The following is a 21128-nucleotide window of genomic DNA, read 5'->3' as shown; positions in this document are numbered from 1 at the left end:
AATGGGTTTTTACCTGATAAAGGTACTCAAATGGCTAGGTTAATATTACCGCAAGGTTTTCATGGTCATGATTTTATAAAAATGATGAAACATGAGCCGCATGGTCGAAATCGTATACGTTTATTGGCGATGTATTACCTTCAATTAGGCAAATCTTTTAAAGCCATATCTGAAATAGTGAAGTCACACTGGAAAACTGTGCAATCATGGCTCAGAAGATTTAGGAATCATGGTTTTGAAGGATTATTTGAATCACAAAGAAGCGGTGCCCCTAGGAAGATTAACACTATACAAGAGTCTGCTCTTTTTGATAAAATCAATACGCTCAGTGAAAGTAAAACTGGTGGGTATATAACTGGAAAGGAGCTACATATCATGTTACTTGAGGAATATGGTGCTAAATGTACTTTAAAAACAGTCTACAATACTATGCACCGCCTTGGTTTTAGCTGGATTACTTCTCGTTCAATGCATCCAAAGTCAAATCAAGAGACTCAAAATACATATAAAAAAACTTCCCAGACATGCTAACAGAATTATTATCAAAAAATATCGATAGATGTAAAGTTGATATATGGTCTCAGGATGAAACTCGAGTTGGGCAACAAGGTAGCTTAACTCGTATATGGGCTAAGCGTGGCACTAGACCTCGTAAAGTTCGGCAACAGCAATTCATTTCAACATATATTTATGGAGCTGCTTGCCATGATACAGGAGAAGCTTTTGCATTAATTTTACCATATGCAAATACACAGGCAATGAATAAATTCTTAGAAGACCTTTCTCGCAGTATTCAAGGCAACCGACATATAGCTTTACTAACGGATAATGCAGGTTGGCACACAGCCAAAAAACTAACTGTGCCAAGCAATATCACTTTGATACCGCTTCCGCCCTATGCACCGGAACTTAATGCAATGGAACAAGTTTGGGAATGGATCAAAAATCATTTCTTGTCTAACCAATGTTATGGTGTATATGAAGATATCGTCACTATGGCTTGTTACGCTTGGAATCAATTTGCTCATAATGTAGATTTAGTAAAATCAATTATGTATAGAGACTGGATAAATACACCGTGTTAATTATTACAATTGGTATTACTGCTTTACTTAAATAACTACTAGTAAAATATGCACTATTAGGAGATGTGCCATTTTTTATGCCAAGTTTAATAATTTTATTATAATAATCTAAAGCTTCATCGTATTTGCCGTGCAAAAAAGATAAATAGCCTTTTAAATTATACATAACCGATATATTCGATTCATTCACTCCTAGTTGATCCATTTGCTTTATATATTGTCCAGTAATTTCAGTATTGCCTAAAGATGCATGAGATCCTGCTATATTTGAAATAAGACTAAGTTTTGTAAAACTGTTGTCATCATTAATTTGATCTAAAACTTTTAATGCTCTAGTACTATATGAAATAGTTTCTTCATAATTTGTCAGTAAAGCATTATATACTGATATGATATGCAAGTACCTAGCATAACGCTCTTTTTGGTATTCAGACATTTTATGTAGCTTAAATTCTTTCTTTTGATCTTTATGCTCAAACCAATCGACCATTTGTTTTGCTTTATAGAAATTATGAGAATTTACATATATAGAAGATAATTTAGTTCTCAAATCAAGCATTGAATATAAATCTATATGGTATTTTCTAGAATTATTTAAAAGAATAGTTAAATTCTCGACTATAGTATTTGCCGTCATCCAAGAATATTGGAAATGTATATTGTTTGATTTGGGAAGTTTAATAATAATATTTTCTAAATATATTTTATTACGTTTATCACCATTTAACTCCATTATTTTATTACTAATTATATCATGCATCTCAAAAACAGGGTTATCTTCGTTAGAGTCAATATTGCTAATTAACATGAATTTGGATAATTGATATATATCATCATTGAGAGTATCAGGATTATCAGTGATAGCAGTAAGTAATTGTTTTGAGAAACTTTGATTGTTCAGTAAGGCTATTTTGTTAAGTAACTGGACTGTACTAGGTTTTAGTTCCTTAATGACCATGTTAATATTGGTTGTTATTTTGTCAGTTGATTGGTAAATTTTCTTTTTATACTCCTCTTTATCTAATCCTTTGATTTTATTAAGTAATTGGACTCCTTGCACAATAAGTATTGGATACCCTTCAAAAGATTTGATTAAAAATTCCATGGTATAGTCATCTTTATTATCCAATAAATTACTAGCTAAAGCTATAATAGTCCTCTTATCAAATAAAGTCATCTCTATCGCATAAGGTAAAAGTTCTATATCTTGAGAGCAGAATATCACATTTCCATTATGTTCCCAATCAACAAAATCTTGCACTTTTGCATTTTCATTCACTTTTAGATTATCAAATATTAACAACCAATTATTAATAGAAGTTAAATATGATAATACCTCCTTCTTAGCTGAATCAGCATTCTCGGATATATGAGTCTGCCTAGGTTCTTATATCTTAAGAATGTGTTATAAGTAATTAAAGAGGGTGACTTGAATAGACCTTGACTAAAATAGTCGCTAAGAGAATAAGTACCCTCTTTTTGGTAGTTTACCTTGAACAAATTGCAGAAGGTGGTCTTAAAAAGAGCAGCCTTGCACAATAAGAAGAAGGAGATTATATCATGAATAAAATAATAGGTCTAGACGTAAGTAAAAACTGGCTTGATATATGTGTATATAATACAAGAGATAAACCTAAATATCATCGTTTTGCCAATGATGCAGCTGGTCATGAAGAGATGATTAAATTAGCAAAAGAGCAAGAGATTAAGCTAATAATATGTGAACCTACTGGAGGATACGAAGCTGAGATTTGTCAAAAGCTGGATAATAATAACCAACAAATACATAAGGTCAATACATATAGTTTTAATTCTTTTAGTAAATCGGTGAATTTGTGTAAAACTGATAGGAAGGATGCATTTAAATTAGCATATTATGCGGATAAGATGCAGCTTTCAGCGAATTATATATATCAAGTTGAATCAGAGACTTTGAAGAGATGTCAACAAAGACGAGAAGATTTAGTATTAATGCTTAGCAATGAAAAGAAAAGACTACATCATAGCATTGATGGTATTGATAAAGAGAGTATAGAAAAGCTCATTAAATTTTTACAGAATGAAATAGCTGAGCTTGATAAAAAGTTAAACAAAACAATAGATGAGTCAGAAGAGTTAAAAGAGAAGGTAAAAATATTAGAGACTGTACCTGGTATTGGTAAATGTTTAGCTACAAAACTAATTAGTTTTGTACCTGAATTAGGGGATAAAAATTATAGTAGCAATGAATTGTCATCAATTGTTGGTATAGCTCCATATGCTCGTGATAGTGGTAATAAGCAAGGACGAAGATTTATTCGAGGAGGCAGGAAAATACCTAGAGATGCTTTATACATGGCAGTATTAGCTGGTAAGAATGGTTTCCAATATTTAAAAATTTTATATGATAGGCTTGTTAATAATTTTAAACCTAAGAAAGTTGCGATAGTTGCTTGTATGCGTAAGTTACTTGAAGTGTGCCATAAACTTATTCAACAAAAACGTGTTTTTGTTATTAAATAATATTTATCTATTTTTATAAAATTTAGATAAAAGATAATTGCTCTTTCGAAACTCGCTTATGCTGAGGGATTTGAAGGAGACGCTTCACCTCGAACCGCAGCGTACTCTAATTCCGTTACGGATTCGAGTACCGCATCATTGTCCAAATCACCAGCAGAAGTAGAGTTTCGAAAGAAGTCTATTCTTAGTAGGTATAATTGCCTATATACTTATTCAATAAATAACTCAATGATAGGTAAGCCACTAGTTTGACTAGTGAGACCATCAAGGCTTGGCCTTTAGATTTAGTATAAAATAAAAAGTTATCATATATAACTTCTTTGGCTTGACGGTCAAAGGAGAAAATATATGACAACATACGAAAGTTTAAATCATTCTAAATGGGATTGCAAATATCATATTGTGTTTATTCCAAAGTGTCGTAAAAAAGAATTGTACGGGAAGGTTAGAAAATATCTTGGGAACGTATTCCATGAGTTAGCTTTTCAACGTGGGAGAAAGATCATAGAGGGGCATATGGTACAAGATCATGTGCATATGCTCATCAAGATTCCTCCTAAATATTCTGTAGCTGAAGTAATAGGCTATATCAAGGGGAAAAGTGCTATAGCCGTTGCTAGGCAGTTTGGTGGACGAAAACGTAATTTTAATGGAGAAAAGTTGTGGGCTAGAGGTTATGCGGTCTCAACTGTAGGATTTGAAGAGAATCAGATCAAACACTACATTAAGAATCAAGAGCAACTTGATAGTTTAGGCTCTGACGAATCAGGAGAATTTTAATTAACAATGGCAGCCCTTTGGGCTGCTCATAACCGTCAAGCCCCTCGCTTTGCGAGGGCGTTCTGACTTTCTATCAATTGACAAGCTTATTTTTATTTGTTAGCATCAAAGACTCCATAACATTATTTTAAAAACAAATTCACGACAACTTAACTAGAATATCAAATATGCAATTTCAAGATACTAACGATTTACATAAAATAGCCGATATTATTAGTACTAAGCTAAGTGAACATGATATAGCAGCAACAACATATTATAGATTAAAAGACCCTTGTTCTGCCTTAAATAAGATAATACTAAAGACTAACGAATTAACGGATCTAGTTGCTTTTAGATTTATAGTTGATAAGCTAGAATATTGTTATAAAGTGTTAGATATTATCTGTGGCATCTATTCTGTTAAAACAACAGAGAAAAAGAATTATATTGATTATCCTAAAGATAATGGTTATCGTTCCTTGCATATTGTTACGAGTGTCGGCAACCCTAGACGTGATGTGGAAATGCAGGTACGAACCAATGAGATGCATGATATAGCAGAATTTGGTACAGCAAATCACAATGAATATAAAAAGATACAGGCAGCAAAGATAAGAGAGTTACTGCCTAGTGGCATGTTGAATGTGGCTGCTATTAATACTGGGCTAAATAAAGCGTACGACATCTTTACCAATTTTAATTGGACTATACAAGAACTTATTGATTATGAGCAAACAATTATAAACCTTTATCGTATTTATCAAGACAACTTGCGTAAAGTATGAAGTGCATAGTGTTATTGAGTAGCTAAAATATGTGGTTAACGCGAATTTGGGATAAGAGTTTGTCAATTCTTATCCCAAATTGGGGTATATAGCTAAAATATTTTCGGGTTAGCTATAGTTTCAAACCATGTTTGGCTAGTAAAGATGAAAGCTCTAGTTTTAGACTATTTAGTTTTTCCAAACTATCTGATTCATATTTAGCAATAATTTTAGCTTCAGTATTTGAAGCTCTTAGTAACCACCATGCATACCATTGAGATTCATTGGGCATATTATGTGAGTCAACCCTTATACCATCAATATCGTTGAAAGTGATATTTCTGCTGTTTAAATCCTCTTTTATTTGCTGAATAATATCAAATTTAAGGTTATCTGGTACAGAAATCTTAATTTCAGGGGTACTATAACATTTAGGTAACTCATCTATCATATCGTCCAAAGTTTTTTTTGACCTTGATAGTAAATCAACAAACCGTAGGGCAGCATAAATTGCATCATCATATCCATAATATTTATCAGCAAAAAATATATGACCACTAGTTTCACCGCCAAGTAACGCCTTAGTTTTTTGCATCTTATCTTTGATAAAGGAATGACCTGTTTTCCACATTATCACATTTCCACCATAGGACTTAATTTGATTAAATATGCTGCTACTTGATTTGATATCCATTATAATAGTTGCATTTGGATTTTGCTCAATTACATCTTTTGCCAATATAGCAAGAATTTGGTCACCTAAAATTATTCGTCCTTTCTTACTTACAATGCCTATACGATCTCCATCCCCATCGAATGCAATACCAATATCGCAATCCTGAGTCTTAACTATCTCTATTAGTTGTTCTAGATTCTTGGGAATAGTTGGATCTGGGTGGTGATTAGGAAAATTGCCATCAATTTGCGAATTTATAACGACATTTTTGTTAGGTAATCTTAATGCTAATAAGTCAATAATATTTCCAGCCGCACCATTGGCAGGATCCCATGCGACTTTTATTTGAGGATATATAGTTATTCCTTGCAAAATCCTATCTAGATATTTATCGGTAACATTTAAATTGCGTATATTACTTAGTGCTAGAAATTTTTTTGGTATAATAAGATTGGTGGACCAATCTTGACTTAGAATATTATTCAGTAAATCTTGTATTTGTTGGTCGAAAAAAGACTTTCCTTGTGATAACAACTTAAAGCCATTATCATCTTTGTGGTTATGGGATCCTGTTATCATTATGCTAGCTTGTGGCTTAAATATTTTATCAGCAAAATATAACATAGGGGAGGGGGTGACTCCTATGGAAATAACCTTTCCACCAGCTGAGATAATGCCATTAACCAACGCATGGTAAAGGGCAGGGGAGCTTAACCTACCATCACGTCCTATAAATATTTCATTTCCTTGCTTTGATATATGCATTTTGGTAAAACAAAAGCCAATTTTATAAGCAATAGTTGGATTAATATCTATTAGACTGCTGCCACGAATGTCGTACAGTCTGAAAATTGTTCTATTTATTTCCATTGTCATTATAATTGAGTATACTTATAATTGAGTATACTTACAAAACTTGAAATCATAGCAGTATATATTATAAATGAAAATTTTAGCATTTGATACGGCAAATAATAGTGCATCTGTTGCAATCTCTGAAGATCAGGTTATTCTAGCCTATATTGAGGAATTAAGCTCTTCTATGCAAGCTGAAACTATCGTGCCAATGATTGAAGAAGCACTGAAAATAGCAAAGCTTTCTTATCATGACCTAGATTATTTAGCCGTTACAAACGGTCCGGGTAGTTTTACAGGCATTAGAATAGGCTTATCAGTGGCAAAAGGCATTTTGCTAAGTACAGATATAATAGGCACTACTATATCTAATTTTGAGTTTTCCTGGTGGAGAGCCAGCAGGCAAGTAAAAAATTATGATAAAATTTTTATTTTTCTTAATGCATATAGAGGGCAATTATATAGCCAAGTTTTTGATCAAGATGAACAAGCTTCTATTCCGTCACTGATAAATTATGACCAAGCTGTGGAATTATTAAATACAGAAAATGCTGCTATTAATGTCTGTGCAGGTAGTGGGGTAGAGATGATATACGACAAGATTAGGGATATAAAAAATTTAACAATCTTACCTCGTTTTACTAGAGTTAAGGCAGTGCATATATGTAAATATATGACCGATAAAATAAGGAAGCACAATTTCTCTAACTCCATAGAGCCGTTATATATTAGACCAGCTGATGCGAAGATTAGACTTCTTACATAATTTTACTGCTGCAAGAAGTCTATTAAAAATTTTCCTAACCTCTTCCTTTACCTTCTGTTTTTTCATTATGTGGAGGTGGTGACGTTGGTGCTTTAGATGACATATGTGATTTTGCTTTTTGCCCGACAAATTTTGCTTCATTCTTCAATTGTTCAACCAATGGTAGTTTGCTCTTGTCATCAGAATATCCATGCCATTTGTCTTTTAAATATTCACAAATTCTTTTAATAAAATTCTTCCTTGGCATTGTCGTATTCGATGATGCAGCTTGATCATTTACTAATTGCTTAGTAAATTTCTTTACTGTATATTTATTTGAATTATCGATAAACTTATTTAACTGTTCCGCAACTTCTTTAGCAATGTCATTAATAGATTGTGAGCTTAATTTTCCTGTTTTTTTATCTTTTTGAGTTGCGATTGCTTGATCAATTTGCTCTATCAATACCTCAGCTAAAGCCTCTGTAGCACCATTTGCTTTTTTAAATGTGCTTATTGTTTCCGGCTTCACTCTTTCATCTGATATGATTTCCGAAACTCTTTTTTTCATATCTGTTTTATATTGCTCTTCATTAAGAGGAGCAGTTAATAATTCTTTCGATAAAGCCTTATTACTATCAATAATTGCTTGAGGGGATTTTTGCTCACAATTTGTTTTGATTGTTTGTATATCGCTAATAAATCGATCAGCAATCTTACCAGTACCAGCCACATCAATTACTACCTGCGTTTTTGGTTCAAGATCTCCTACTGCTCCCAACGAAGCGGTAATATTTACAGCCATATAATCTTGGCTATTAAATTCCGTACCCATCATCTTCCTAAGGTCACTATTTGGCAAGAAAGCACCCATACTACAATCAAACATGAAATTCTGTCCGCCAATATATGATACGTTACGATCTTTATCTATAGTGATCTTGGACATACTACCATCTCTTAGCCATTCATTCATAGGATCGCATCCATAGTTATTAAATGCTTTAAATCTTAGTGGAGTCAATCCACCTATACCGCCAGCTATACCCCCTTGGTGATTTGCATATAAAATATATTTTGTTTGTTCTTGTGATAAATGATAATCTTTTGTTAATATATCATGCATATCTTGATAAGTTACCTCATAGCCCTGATCTTTACCTAACTTACACTGATTTATTAAGTTTACTAGTTTACCATCTTGGGTTTCAAGATAAAAGACACCACGCTCTATATCCTTGCTAACCTGCTTTTCACGAGATTGAGGATTTTTTTGACAAGCTTTATCATATTTAGGATCAAAGGACTCTGCTACATATTGTAAGTCTTTATCTATATTTTGTGCAGCATCATCAGATGTAAAACTATATGATTCCATAATATAATATCTCCTTAGTTAACTTGCATTCAATAAACTAGATTAATAAACTAGTTTTCAATGAGCTTTTTCCACATTGACTATGATAATGGGTGATTTATTTATCTCATGTTTCAATGTTTTACGAATAGCTGACCTTACAGCATTCTCAATCTGTTCATTGAGAATGCTACCTTTTGATTTTCTCTGAATTTCTATCGTTTCAGTAATATCATCTTTAATCATATTAATTAGCTGTGCATCATCGTCAGAGTCAAGAAGACCCGGCATAGATAAAATAGGTCTGCAACTAAGGCTACCATTTTTATTTATTACCAAACTTGCCACTACTATACCAGAATCACGCATACGTCTACGAGTTCTAAAAATCGATGAGTCTGCTGGTAAAAGATAATTGCCGTCAACAGCCAAATAACCCGTTGTTACCTTGGATAAAATACGAGGATTATGAGGATCAAGTAATACTAAGCTACCATTTTCGACTTCAACAGCATGTTTTATACCATTTTTACGAGCTAATTTCGCGTGTTCATGTATATGTACCGGCTCACCATGCACTGGTACACAAATCTGAGGTCTAATTAGAGAGTACATGTGTTTGAGTTCGTCAATTGATGGATGCCCAGAAACATGTACAAAGTGATCTCGTTCAGTTACCACTTCAATTCCTGACCTCACAAAAATATTAAACATACGGAAAATTTTCTTTTCATTGCCAGGAATAATTTTTGAAGAAAATATAATTGTATCTTTAGGAGCTAACTTTATACTATGGTGACTATTATTTGCCATTTTTGCAGTAGCTGCTAGAGGCTCACCTTGGCAACCAGTAGCAATAACTAAAAGTTCTTGCCTTTTAAATCTTGCTATATCTCGTTCATCGATCAAAGGGGCAATATCTTTCATATAACCACTTTCCTGTGCTGCAAGCAAAATTCTATGCAAACTTCTTCCCGATAGGACAACTTTTCTTTTTGCCATCTGACCTGCGTGAATTAGAGTCTCAAGACGAGCCAAATTTGAGGCAAAAGTTGTTACCACAACCATCTGAGAGCAACCTGCTATAATATCTACTAAACTTTTACGCACTTCTCCTTCTGAACCAGAAGTTCCTTCATTAAATACATTAGTTGAGTCACAGACTAAAGCTAGAACCCCTTCATCACCATAAGATTTTAGTAGAGCTTCATCAGCTTTCTTACCAAGTACCGGATCATTATCAAATTTCCAGTCTCCTGTATGGAGAATATTGCCAGCTTCTGTACGTATCATAATTGCCTGCATTTCTGGAGCTGAGTGGGTTAGCGGTATCATCTCTAGTTGGAATGGATCAAGATTTATTTTTGCCGAAGGCTTTACTTCATGAATTTTTATAGTTTTAGCAAAATCATATTCTGCTAATCTAAGTTTTAGAAAATTTGCTGTAAAGGTAGTGGCATATATTGGACATTCTAGGCTACTCCACAAATATTGGATTGCTCCCAAATGGTCTTCATGTGCGTGAGTTAGAACTAAAGCTACTATATCTTTTTTATAGCGTTCAATAAAGCTAATATCAGCAATTATCATGTCAACACCTGGTAAATAATCATCGGCAAAACCGCTACCGCAGTCAACCATCAACCATTTTCCTTGATAATGATATAGATTGACATTTATGCCTATCTCATTTGCACCACCAAGTGGTAAAAATAGTAAATCATTTTTATGGTTTTTAATGTTGAATGACATATTAACTTCTATATGATGTAGGATTTAAGTATACTTTTATAACTTATTTTTGGCTTTTAGTCTATGATTAATACTAATTTAGTTTATACTAGTATATTCACCTTTGGTATAGTTTTATTATTAACTATACTACTTCCTAATTTGGATATAGATTTCTCAAAATTATTCTACGACAGCAATAATGGATTTATCTATCGTAACAATAATATTGTACAATTATTATTTGAAGTTATTCCAATATTAACTACTATACTGACTATAGTAATATTATTATACCTACTTTACTTAATTGTTAAGTACAAAACTTTTAATAGGCTTATTATTTCAGGGGGTTTTTATATAATTTTATCTACAGCAATAGGTCCTGGACTACTAGTAAATTATATATTTAAAGAAAATTTTGGTAGGGCTCGTCCGCTGCAGATTAAAGAGTTTAATGGTACAAAAAATTTTACTAGAGCCTTCTCAATCTCTAATGAATGTTTACATAATTGCTCATTTTCATCAGGTCATGCAGCTATGGCGTATAGCTTAACTAGTTTTGCTTATGTTGCTCCTTTGATATTTTTCTCAAGAATTTATAGTATCACATTGATTTTTGGTACATTAGTTGGACTAAGTCGTATATTAATGGGAGGACATTTTTTAAGTGATGTACTGGCTTCATGTGTTGTTACACTAATAATTAATCATCTATTATATTTATGTTGGCAAAAACTAAAATTAATTTAAATAAAATTGCGATTGTTTATAATAGTTCGACAAAATCATTAGGACTAGTTAGACAGCTTGAACTAGTTTATAAGTTTTGTAAGGTAGAAGAAGCAGAAATAATTGTTGTAGTTGGAGGGGACGGAGAATTACTACATGCGATACACCGTTATATGCATCTTGATGTTTCTTTTTATGGAATTAATTCTGGTAACATTGGGTTTTTAATGAATCCAGTTATTGTTGAAAAGTTAATGGATAATTTACAAGAATCTATAATTTCTCATTTATACCCTTTAAAAATGCAAGCCGAAAGCATAGACAATAAAACCTATACTGCCCTAGCTATTAATGAAGTATCAATATTTCGTAAAACCAACCAAGCTGCTAAATTCAAGATCGAAATTGATCAAGTTGAGCGTATGAGTGAATTAGTAGCCGATGGGGCAATGGTTGCAACCCCAGCTGGCAGTAGTGCATACAACTTATCTGCTGGAGGTCCTATTTTGCCACTTGAGTCAAACGTATTATGCCTCACACCAATTTGTCCTTTCCGTCCAAGACGCTGGCATGGTGCGTTACTACCATTTTCTACTACTATAAAGTTTGAAATCTTAGAAAGTAATAAAAGACCAGTAAATGCAGCTGCAGATTTTCAAGAATTTGATAATATTAAGTCAGTATTAATTAAATCTGTAAAAAACAAGAAGATAAAGTTACTATTTGATAAAAAAAATAGCCTTGAAAATCGAATTATTAAAGAGCAATTTAATGAATAATTCACCTTACATATAACATAAAAGTTATAGGAAGAATAGCCTAGAGCTATTAGCGAGGAGTTACTTTGGTGACATCCCCCCCTAATGGCGATGATTACTTGAGCCTACTATATAATTTATTACATTGAACTGAGGTTAAAAAAATAATTTTTATCAAAACTAAAGATTATTTCTCCCATTTTTCTTAAAGCTTTGTTATAATCACTCTAGGTGCTGTGAACCTAGTATCATAGTATCTTACATTTTTCTATAATCGTCATAGCAAGGCTCTTTAGATGCCGTGGCGATCTAGGTAAACAGCGAAGCTGTTTTTTAGAGTAACGCTTCGCGTATCCTAGATTGCCGCGTTGCTGCTTTTTCGTGACTCCTCGCTAATAGACGCTCGGAAGGACTCTTAACAGTAGTGACATAAAAAATGTAGGATTGCTATGACCTAGTATACTTAAACTTGCATACTTGCTAATCTTATAATTTAATATGAGAATAAATGAATAAAGAATTTGTAAGACATTTCCTAATAGGCTTTTTTAGTGTATTTAAAATATCTCAAACGACAGTAAGAAAAAAGCCAGAGACAGATTTACTTGAATACTTTATTAGAGTAGAAAAAGATATTAATTCAACATTTCAAGAAATAAGAAAAGAATATGAAAGATAGTAAAAGTTTTTTTGCTAATAACAATAGGTTGAATAAAGGATATTTAAAAGTTAGTAATCCTAAGGAGTCGGATAATAGCTTCTATAGTAAGAAGTTTGCACATATTTTGCCACCTGTAGATTTAATCGCAGAATATGAAAATATTTATCCAGGAACATTGACAAAGCTAATTGCCATGGCAGAAAAAGAGCAAGTACATAGACATCAGATGGATATTAAAAGTATTGAGGTTTATGAAAGCGTAACAAAAAAAGGTAGAATAAGTAGCATTATATTCATGATAATGGTCTGTATTACTACTGTAGTTTTGGCTGTATTGGGACATTTTATAATTGCCAGTATTTTCACGGTTTCAGTATTGTTAGGCATAGGAACTGGAGTATTCTTGTCTTCTGCTAAATTTACTAAGCGGAAAGACTATACTAGAAGATGAAATTATATAAGAATCTTATAATAATTGAGTAAAGATTATGAGTAAATTACAAAAAGAAATGCAAGAAAGGCAGCAAAGTCCTTTAAAATATGTGGTTTATAGTGGTGGTGGAGCTAAGGGGGGTGGATATTCTGGTGTTTTAGAGGGTTTGAATGAATCTGAAGTAATTGATGAGGTAGAAGGAGTTGCAGGATCATCGGCAGGGGCAATAGCTGCTGCAGTGACAGCATTTGGTATACCACCTAAAGAATATGAAGCTATTTCAAAAAATACAAACTTCAAAGATTTACTTGGGACTCAAGGATTTTCAATTGGTCCGGTGCCGCTTAGCAAAGATGGCACTCCATTATACGAGCTTGTAGATAAGACTATAAGAAAAGTTGCTTATAATTTTTTAAAGGGCAAAAATTTTGTGGAACTTGCTACAGCGAGACATGAAAGGATTTCAGAAGAACTGAGAGAGTTAGACAAAAAAAGGCAAGATCTTTTAAATACGATTGAAACATTAAAACAACAAGATGACAATAATAGTCAGCAGATTGCTGATATAAATGAAAATATTCAAGGTTTAGATTTTCAGGAACAAAATTTTAAAAAACAATCCAAGAAAATTCAAGCTATAATAGAATCTAACGGCAAAGAATTCATTGAATTAACAGACAAATGTCAAAAGGGTGGTGAACTCCTTTTTAAGGATTTAGCTCTTTTAAGACTTCTTGATCCAGTGCAATTTAAAGACTTATTAATTACTGCAGTAAGGCGAGATGATAGTACTTTGCAAATTTTTAGTGCTGAAAATACTCCTGATGTTCCAATTGCTAGAGCTTGCCATGCTTCCGCTTCTCTTCCTTTAGTTTTTCAACCTGTAAAAATTGATGGTGTCGAGTATGTCGATGGGGGGTATAGAGACAATACTCCTATGGACTATTTCCCTGAAAATAACAGTAAAGTCGATGTTACGGAAGAGTTGGATGGTTTTGAGAATGTTACCCTAGCAAAAAAGCGAGGTAGGGTTTTAGCTCTTGCCTTCGGTAGTGGTATGGATGATTCAGCAAATATTGCTATATATAGTGCTAAGAATTTTGAAGGTCCAAATGCCCTAGTGAAATTTTTAATTGATGTAGTATATAAAATGCTAGCTAAAGTTGGTGGAAATCTTATATACACAAAAACTAATGAAAAGACTTTTGATAATTTACGTGAGAATGCATTAAATGCGGTTGCATTAAATACTCAAGATATATCTACTCTCAGCTTTGATGATGCTGAAAAATATGCACCTTACTTACATCTTAAAGCTCTTTTTCAGACTTTGAGGTATTTAAATAATTTTGAACTTGGTAAAAAGGTAGATAAAGCGTTTGAACAACAAGAATTTCTCCTAAGTGTTTATGAAGTTTATGATAATGAAAATTTGAATAAAACTTTTTTTAATAAGCTATTAGGTTATATAGTTCCCTCAGAGGAAATTAAGAAAGAGAACTCTTGGCAAGATCGTGATGTTATGCGAAATCATCAAGAAAAAGCTGACAAGTTGTTATCTTTTTGTACGAAAGAACGCTGGGAGGGGAAAGATAACAAGGATGTATTAGGAGAGTATGTACTAGTTGCAGCAACTGCACGCAATAATGAACTTAGAAATGATACCAAGTCTATAGAATCACTGATTAAGACCTTAAATAATCCAACAACACCGAATAAAATTAAAAATGATTTTGTAGAATTATTAGCTATTGATAAAAAACAAGATCAGAGATTTGATACAAGTAAAAGTCCAGCAAAGAATATTACTGAATTTAAGTTTACAAAAGGAGATTTTGATAATTTTCTAGGTAAAAATAAAAGAAAGGCATTTCAAATTAGTAGTGGAGGAAAGGGAGTAGGGCAGCAGGTTAGAGTGAGATGATACCAAATCCAAAAATTAGTTTATATAAAAATTAACCATCTTCTCGGATATTAATTGGCAATCATATTTTTCTAAAATATCTTGTCGAATTTTTTTACCTAAGTGTTTTCTAAGTATAGGCATAGTGATTAATAGCTCCATAGCTCTTGCTAAATCTTCTGTATTTTGCGGTTTAACTAATAATCCGTTTATTTGGTCTTGTATTAATTCTCTACCACCTGGGGCATCAGTAGTAATAATGGCTCTACCATATGCTCCAGCCTCTAAAAGACTACGACTTAGCCCTTCACGGTAGGAAGGTAATACTGCAATATGTGCTTTTTTCCATATTTCTTCTATATTTTTCTGATAACCAAGATATTTGATATATCCTAGATTTTGATAGTCTTCTAATATTGATTGTGCTATTGATTGCTTATTATCTTTATCAGGTTCACCAACTAACCAAAACTCAGCATTTATACCTTTTTGTTTTAATATTTTTGCAGCATATATAAATTCATATATACCTTTATCAATAATCATTCTAGCTACCAATGCCACCACTATTTTACTACCTAGTGGTTCTAGAAGAAAAGGAAACTTTTCAGTTTCTATACCAACGCTGCATTGTTTAACAATTAAATTTTTGGGTGCTATAGCTAATTTTACCAGTAAAGCTAAATCATCATCGTTTTGTACAACAAATAACATACTTTTATAATATCCTATTATGGATATTATTCTAACGATAATGCTTCTAACTAATATTAGCAAAAGATTACTACTTATAAAAATTAAACCCATACCAACAAAAGTGTTAATAACTCGTGGTAAGCTCTTCTTTTTTGAGCATATATTGCACAAGAAAGCACTTATGCTTCCATAAAAAATTGGTTTTATAGTAAAATTATGCAATATATTTGGTTTCTCTTTATTTAATATGCTAATTAACTTGATTAATAATAGTAAATCAGTAAAAGGGTTGATACTTCCACGCTTTATTGAAATTGGGATTACTTGTAAACCATGCTGTTCTATCTTATCTTTGAACTCACTAATATTTGTTAACACTTTAACTTCATAGCCTTGCATTTTGGCAGTTAAAGCAATTGGTAGAAGATGGGCATAAAAGTGCCAATCTGTGTTTGTAAAAATGATAATTTTTTTCATTTGCTTTTCTTAATAATAATTCTATAAATATACCTATAGAGCAAATACCCACTTAATTATATCATAAAAATTAATTGCACTAATAGCATATGTCAAATTATTTAGTTACTGGAGGGGCTGGTTTCATCGGCTCACATCTTGTTGACTTACTAGTAAAAGAAGGCAATCAGGTTGTAATATTAGATGATCTTTCAACAGGCGATCTCAAGAATTCGTTAAAAAAAAATGTTAAATTTGTTCAAGGGAATATCTTAGATCAAAATATTTTAGAAAAACTATTTAGAAATATTGATGGTTGCTTCCATCTTGCAGCGATAGCAAATGTACAGGAATCAATTGATAATTGGTATCACAATCATCAAGTGAATTTAACAGGAACTATTAATATATTTCTTCAGGCAAGTAAACAGAATATACCCGTTGTATATGCATCATCTGCTGCCGTTTATGGCACAGTAAGTGACTTTCCTTTACAAGAGAATGGTAAGGTAAACCCGTTTTCTCCTTATGCAGTGGATAAATTAGCCTGTGAGCTGCAAGCTAAGGTTTTTGGTGAGATTAAATCTCTTAAAACCTGTGGTTTACGCCTTTTTAATGTTTATGGTAAAGGGCAACTTAGAGGTTCTGATTACTCTGGGGTAATATCAATATTTAAACAGAAAGTAGAAGAGGGTAAGGAGCTGGTTGTTTTTGGTGATGGTAATCAAAGTCGTGATTTTATACATGTTTCAGATGTTACCAATATGTGTGTTAGAGCCTTGTCTATTGCGAGTACCTCAGCCCCTATACTAAATGTTTGTACGGGACGTACCTACTCTATAAATGAACTTATTCAACTAATTAATAAGATTGCTATTGTCAAAGGAATAAAATATCTACCAACTCAGACCGGGAGTATAAATATTTCTGTTGGCAGCACAGAATTGGCTCAGCAACTTTTAAATTATATGCCAGTATATGAGTTAGAAGCTGGATTATTAGAGCTATTTAGTGTAAATTTATGAATTCAAAAGAAACCCTGATTTTAGTATCTGATATTAGGGGATGGGCTTTTGATAACGTCGCTCAATATGTTCAATCTTTGCTAAGCAACCAATATGATTGTCATATTATTTACAGCTGTGATTACAAAACATATAAGGATTTTTTAATCAAATTAAACCAATATACTTCTATTAAATTAATACATTTTTTCTATCGTGGCTATCTGACAGAATTACTAAGAAGCATAGCAGATAATTCTAGTAATAGTAAGGCTACAGGAGAAATATTAGTAAATACTACCATTACCACTAGCATACCTGATCATCTATTTATTGAAAGTGAAAGTGAAATATTAAAAAATTTACCAACTTTCCAATTTATTGATAACTACTACACTACTTCTAAAAGATTATATGATATTTATGCAAATATCATAGATTATCCAAAGCCTTGGCAAGTAATTTATGATAATGTACTAATTCATGATGCGGAATCAAGTCATGATGAAGATCATGCAAGTTTAGTTGTAACATGGATTGGTAATAGTTCTTGGGGAAGTTGGTATAGTAGTACTCCTGATTATAAAGGTCTAAAAACAGTAATTATACCGGCACTAGAACAGATTGATAAAGATGGAATTCATATCAAAAGATGTATAGTGGATAAAAATGAGCGAATACGTTCTAAACAAGAAATTTGGGAGATTTTAAAAAAAACAGACATTTTGCTAATAGCATCTGTGCAAGAAGGAACGCCGCTAACCATTATTGAAGCTATGGCATTTGGTTGTGCAATTATTACTACGGATGTAGGTATTGCTAGGGAGGTGTTACCTGAGGTGCAACATGAATTTATAATTAACCGGAATCATACAGGATTTATAAATGCAATAAAAAAATTAAATGTTGAAAGGGAACTATTAGCAAAGATTAAACAACAAAACTGTCTTTCTTATCAAGAAATCTTTGCAAATAAAACTCAAATGCAAAACTTATGGTATTCATTTATAGAAGATTCAGTAAATAATCATACTAAAAAACAGATATTACAAACAAAACAACAAATTTTAAGAAATATAGAGCTTGTTAATAATAAAGATTCTTCCTCTGTAACGTATAGACTACTCTCAAGACTCCTTTCCTTACCTTTTCTTAAGAAAATAGCACGATTTCTTCTAAAATATTCTTGGGTTAAGTTGCCTGTTAGACGAATAATTACTATGTTCTATTCTTTTTTTTCAAAAAATGACTATGATAATTTTAAAAATTTTATAATCAAATATCAAGGACAAAAACAAGATCGATGTCATTCCAGCAACGGCGGAAATCTAGACCCGCTGCCTCTAGGGCAAAAAGATATGGATGATATTTATGTAATTTATCCTAGCATTTTTCCTGGAGTTGCTAATTCTACTAAAGGATTATTTAATAAAACCATTCCTTTTCCTATGGGAAAACTCAACGTTTTGATAAGTTATATTAACTCGTATTTACCTGACAAAATTATTACTCAAATAGCAAAATTACTTATAAAAACAGGTATTAAAAACTTAATTATATCTGGAGGGCTTGATGTTCATATTCAATTAGTAGAGAAGCTACATGAAGTGAAAGGGGATAATTGTTTAAATATCTACTATTTATGGCATGGTTCTCCTGCCCAATGGGTAGGTATTGGTCATTGCCAAACTTTTTATAGATGGTTGAATTTATATAAGCAGCATAAAATTAAATCCATTATCACTCTGAAAAATGGTCTAGAACAATTTCTTATAGCCAATGGTGTACAATCTTATCTATTACAAAACTTCATACCATTGCTACTAGAAAAAAAGATAATTTCCCGAGAAACTGGTAAATTTACAATTGGTATATGGAGTACATCAAACATATGGATCAAAAATCTCTACCCTCAATTTGCGGCGATAAGTATGTTCAAAGATCGAGTTTGTTGTTATACTAATTTCTCTTTTGATAACAATAAATATGCTTCTTGGATGATGGAAGATGTAGAACTTAAAGTCTTTCCTGAGAATTTACCACATAAAGAATTAATAAAATTGATGGCAAATACTAATTTAACTTTATACATTACTAATTCGGAATGTTCCCCTATGATAGTTTTAGAAAGCCTAGGTTTAGGAGTACCTTGTTTAGTCGGTCCTACAGCGGATGTTTATGATGATGAATTTTTACGTGATATGTTAACGGTTAACCGTGTTGACTGTCCGTTAACTATATTTAATGCCATAGAAAAGGTTCAACAAAATATTGATATAATCTGTTCTAAGCTACCTGACTTCATTAAAAAATATAATGAAAAAGCTCTTGTTTTAAAAAACTCTTTGCTGACAGTTATAAAAGATAATCATAATACTACAGTGTAGATTTATCAGGGTAATTTAATAATGAAGCTAGTAGTACTATTGATTTTATGCTATATTAGCTTTAATATTAATAACTCTTCTGCTCCTACGAATTGTTTTTTGAAAATATCATAGCCTAGCATGCTCACCATTCATTTTCAAATCCAATTCGTAGGATCATTTGAGTATAACTGAGTACTACTAATAACATAAATAATTATTATGAGTAACGATAAACCGTTAATTTCCTTTGACTATGCTATTAAGTACCTTCTGAAAGATAAAGGCGATTATGCTATAGTAGAAGGTTTTATCTCAGCTCTTCTTAAGACCAAGGGTTATAAGGACGTTAAAATAGTAGCCTTACTTGAGACCGAGAGTAACAAAGAAGATAGTAAAAGCAAAAGAAGTCTAGCTGATGTAATTGTAGAAGACGAAGATCACCATAAATACATTATTGAAATCGAGCGTAATGTTAAGGATTCTTTTATTCATAAGGCCTGCTTTAACACCTCAAGACTCATCGTTGATAACCTTGCTCAAAGAGAAGATTATACCCAAATAATAAAGATATTTCATATATCCCTACTCTATTTTCCTATAGGAAATGGTAATGGAGCTATTTACCATGGTAAAACTATTATTCATGAGATAGAAACTAATGAAAGATTAAATGTGCATATTAAGAACATGGAGACTTCTGAGGTTTTTGATGCTACTAACATCCTACCAGAATATTTTTATATATCAGTACCTTTATTTAATGATCGTTTAGAGAAAGAGATTGATGACTGGCTACATGTCATGAAATATGATGAAGTCCCACCAAACTATCATTCGCCTTATATGAGGCAAATAGCAGACAAGCTGAGCATTCTCAAAATGACCAAAGAAGAGAGGGCAAACTACTCCTATTACCAAAAAAAGCTTTATAACGATAGAGATGAATTGCAAGCTGCTGAAGCTAGAGGAGAAGCTAGAGAAAAAATTGTTATAGCTAAAAATTTACTTAAAGCTGGATTATCAATTGATATCATTGCTGAGTCTACTGGTTTGAGTAGAGAGGAAATCCAAAAATTAACTCAATGATAGGTAAGCCACTAGTTTGACTAGTGAGACCATCAAGGCTTGGCCTTTAGATTTAGTATAAAATAAAAAGTTATCATATATAACTTCTTTGGCTTGACGGTCAAAGGAGAAAATATATGACAACATACGAAAGTTTAAATCATTCTAAATGGGATTGCAAATATCATATTGTGTTTATTCCAAAGTGTCGTAAAAAAGAATTGTACGGGAAGGTTAGAAAATATCTTGGGAACGTATTCCATGAGTTAGCTTTTCAACGTGGGAGAAAGATCATAGAGGGGCATATGGTACAAGATCATGTGCATATGCTCATCAAGATTCCTCCTAAATATTCTGTAGCTGAAGTAATAGGCTATATCAAGGGGAAAAGTGCTATAGCCGTTGCTAGGCAGTTTGGTGGACGAAAACGTAATTTTAATGGAGAAAAGTTGTGGGCTAGAGGTTATGCGGTCTCAACTGTAGGATTTGAAGAGAATCAGATCAAACACTACATTAAGAATCAAGAGCAACTTGATAGTTTAGGCTCTGACGAATCAGGAGAATTTTAATTAAC

The 21128-nt window shown here is 32.4% G+C and carries 19 protein-coding genes and 1 pseudogene; 15 read left to right on the top strand and 5 right to left on the bottom strand.

The genetic code is table 11. From position 1 onward, the window contains the following. Positions 1 to 30 precede the first annotated feature (30 nt). Positions 31 to 531: a helix-turn-helix domain-containing protein gene (locus tag AAHM80_RS03050; protein ID WP_342259385.1), complete on the top strand. Its 501-nt coding sequence runs from the start codon at positions 31 to 33 to the stop codon at positions 529 to 531. Next, positions 525 to 1085 carry an IS630 family transposase gene (locus tag AAHM80_RS03045; protein WP_342259390.1) on the top strand — a complete coding sequence of 187 codons (561 nt, stop codon included), beginning with the start codon at positions 525 to 527 and terminating at the stop codon, positions 1083 to 1085. Before AAHM80_RS03050 ends, AAHM80_RS03045 begins: the two co-directional genes overlap by 7 nt. On the opposite strand, the gene AAHM80_RS03040 is transcribed toward AAHM80_RS03045, so the two are convergent. Continuing rightward, on the bottom strand, positions 1051 to 2364 hold the full coding sequence (locus AAHM80_RS03040; protein WP_342260240.1) for a tetratricopeptide repeat protein: 1314 nt from the start codon (positions 2362 to 2364) through the stop codon (positions 1051 to 1053). The genes AAHM80_RS03045 and AAHM80_RS03040 overlap by 35 nt on opposite strands. A 281-nt stretch (positions 2365 to 2645) precedes the next feature. Between AAHM80_RS03040 and AAHM80_RS03035 the strand changes: the two genes are divergently transcribed. From AAHM80_RS03035 to AAHM80_RS03020, 3 genes are all read left to right on the top strand, one after another. Then, positions 2646 to 3587: an IS110 family transposase gene (locus AAHM80_RS03035; protein WP_342259457.1), complete on the top strand. Its 942-nt coding sequence runs from the start codon at positions 2646 to 2648 to the stop codon at positions 3585 to 3587. 348 nt (positions 3588 to 3935) lie between these two features. After that, positions 3936 to 4367: an IS200/IS605 family transposase gene (gene tnpA, locus AAHM80_RS03025; RefSeq protein ID WP_342259383.1), complete on the top strand. Its 432-nt coding sequence runs from the start codon at positions 3936 to 3938 to the stop codon at positions 4365 to 4367. A 167-nt stretch (positions 4368 to 4534) separates the two neighbouring features. Next, entirely contained in the window at positions 4535 to 5134 is a 600-nt protein-coding gene (locus tag AAHM80_RS03020; RefSeq protein WP_342260239.1) for a RelA/SpoT domain-containing protein, read from the top strand. 112 nt (positions 5135 to 5246) lie between these two features. On the opposite strand, the gene AAHM80_RS03015 is transcribed toward AAHM80_RS03020, so the two are convergent. Next, positions 5247 to 6659, bottom strand: coding sequence for a phosphomannomutase/phosphoglucomutase (locus AAHM80_RS03015; protein WP_342260407.1), 1413 nt, complete (start codon positions 6657 to 6659; stop codon positions 5247 to 5249). A 73-nt stretch (positions 6660 to 6732) separates the two neighbouring features. Here AAHM80_RS03015 and tsaB point away from each other — a divergent pair, with 73 nt between their 5' ends. Further along, complete coding sequence (gene tsaB / locus AAHM80_RS03010; protein WP_342260238.1) at positions 6733 to 7410, top strand: tRNA (adenosine(37)-N6)-threonylcarbamoyltransferase complex dimerization subunit type 1 TsaB; 678 nt, start codon at positions 6733 to 6735, stop codon at positions 7408 to 7410. A 34-nt stretch (positions 7411 to 7444) separates the two neighbouring features. On the opposite strand, the gene AAHM80_RS03005 is transcribed toward tsaB, so the two are convergent. Both AAHM80_RS03005 and AAHM80_RS03000 read right to left on the bottom strand, forming a co-directional pair. After that, positions 7445 to 8767, bottom strand: coding sequence for a hypothetical protein (locus AAHM80_RS03005; RefSeq protein ID WP_342260237.1), 1323 nt, complete (start codon positions 8765 to 8767; stop codon positions 7445 to 7447). Between the two features lie 57 nt (positions 8768 to 8824). Beyond that, the gene (locus AAHM80_RS03000; RefSeq protein ID WP_342260236.1) at positions 8825 to 10498 is read right to left on the bottom strand and encodes a ribonuclease J; all 1674 of its coding nucleotides are present in this window, start codon (positions 10496 to 10498) and stop codon (positions 8825 to 8827) included. A 63-nt stretch (positions 10499 to 10561) separates the two neighbouring features. Between AAHM80_RS03000 and AAHM80_RS02995 the strand changes: the two genes are divergently transcribed. The 5 genes and pseudogenes from AAHM80_RS02995 (at position 10562) to AAHM80_RS02975 (ending at position 14985) form a co-directional block, all read left to right on the top strand. Further along, the gene (locus tag AAHM80_RS02995) at positions 10562 to 11230 is read left to right on the top strand and encodes a phosphatase PAP2 family protein (RefSeq protein ID WP_342260235.1); all 669 of its coding nucleotides are present in this window, start codon (positions 10562 to 10564) and stop codon (positions 11228 to 11230) included. After that, the gene (locus AAHM80_RS02990) at positions 11221 to 11988 is read left to right on the top strand and encodes an NAD kinase (RefSeq protein ID WP_341748486.1); all 768 of its coding nucleotides are present in this window, start codon (positions 11221 to 11223) and stop codon (positions 11986 to 11988) included. Before AAHM80_RS02995 ends, AAHM80_RS02990 begins: the two co-directional genes overlap by 10 nt. A 487-nt stretch (positions 11989 to 12475) precedes the next feature. Beyond that, positions 12476 to 12646, top strand: a complete 171-nt coding sequence (locus AAHM80_RS02985; RefSeq protein ID WP_341747583.1) for a hypothetical protein — start codon at positions 12476 to 12478, stop codon at positions 12644 to 12646. Beyond that, a pseudogene (locus tag AAHM80_RS02980) lies at positions 12636 to 12929 on the top strand (DUF2335 domain-containing protein); the annotation flags it as partial. The gene AAHM80_RS02985 and the pseudogene AAHM80_RS02980, both read left to right, overlap by 11 nt. A gap of 187 nt (positions 12930 to 13116) precedes the next feature. Beyond that, on the top strand, positions 13117 to 14985 hold the full coding sequence (locus AAHM80_RS02975; RefSeq protein WP_342260234.1) for a patatin-like phospholipase family protein: 1869 nt from the start codon (positions 13117 to 13119) through the stop codon (positions 14983 to 14985). A gap of 15 nt (positions 14986 to 15000) precedes the next feature. Here AAHM80_RS02975 and AAHM80_RS02970 read toward each other — a convergent pair whose 3' ends face one another. Continuing rightward, positions 15001 to 16137, bottom strand: a complete 1137-nt coding sequence (locus AAHM80_RS02970; RefSeq protein ID WP_342260233.1) for a glycosyltransferase family 4 protein — start codon at positions 16135 to 16137, stop codon at positions 15001 to 15003. Positions 16138 to 16226: 89 nt separating this feature from the next. On the opposite strand from AAHM80_RS02970, the gene AAHM80_RS02965 reads away from it, so the two are divergent. The 4 genes from AAHM80_RS02965 (at position 16227) to tnpA (AAHM80_RS02950) (ending at position 21123) form a co-directional block, all read left to right on the top strand. Further along, a complete protein-coding gene (locus AAHM80_RS02965) occupies positions 16227 to 17141 on the top strand; it encodes an NAD-dependent epimerase/dehydratase family protein (protein WP_342260232.1) in 915 nt (304 codons plus the stop codon). Further along, positions 17138 to 19507, top strand: a complete 2370-nt coding sequence (locus tag AAHM80_RS02960; RefSeq protein WP_342260231.1) for a glycosyltransferase — start codon at positions 17138 to 17140, stop codon at positions 19505 to 19507. The genes AAHM80_RS02965 and AAHM80_RS02960 overlap by 4 nt, the downstream gene beginning before the upstream one ends. A gap of 201 nt (positions 19508 to 19708) precedes the next feature. Further along, complete coding sequence (locus AAHM80_RS02955) at positions 19709 to 20575, top strand: Rpn family recombination-promoting nuclease/putative transposase (protein ID WP_342260230.1); 867 nt, start codon at positions 19709 to 19711, stop codon at positions 20573 to 20575. A 116-nt stretch (positions 20576 to 20691) separates the two neighbouring features. Beyond that, positions 20692 to 21123 carry an IS200/IS605 family transposase gene (tnpA, locus tag AAHM80_RS02950; RefSeq protein ID WP_342259383.1) on the top strand — a complete coding sequence of 144 codons (432 nt, stop codon included), beginning with the start codon at positions 20692 to 20694 and terminating at the stop codon, positions 21121 to 21123. Positions 21124 to 21128 lie beyond the last annotated feature (5 nt).

The organism is Candidatus Tisiphia endosymbiont of Metellina segmentata (assembly GCF_964030715.1).
Taxonomy (GTDB): domain Bacteria; phylum Pseudomonadota; class Alphaproteobacteria; order Rickettsiales; family Rickettsiaceae; genus Tisiphia.
This window is presented reverse-complemented; position numbering and strand designations above follow the sequence as displayed.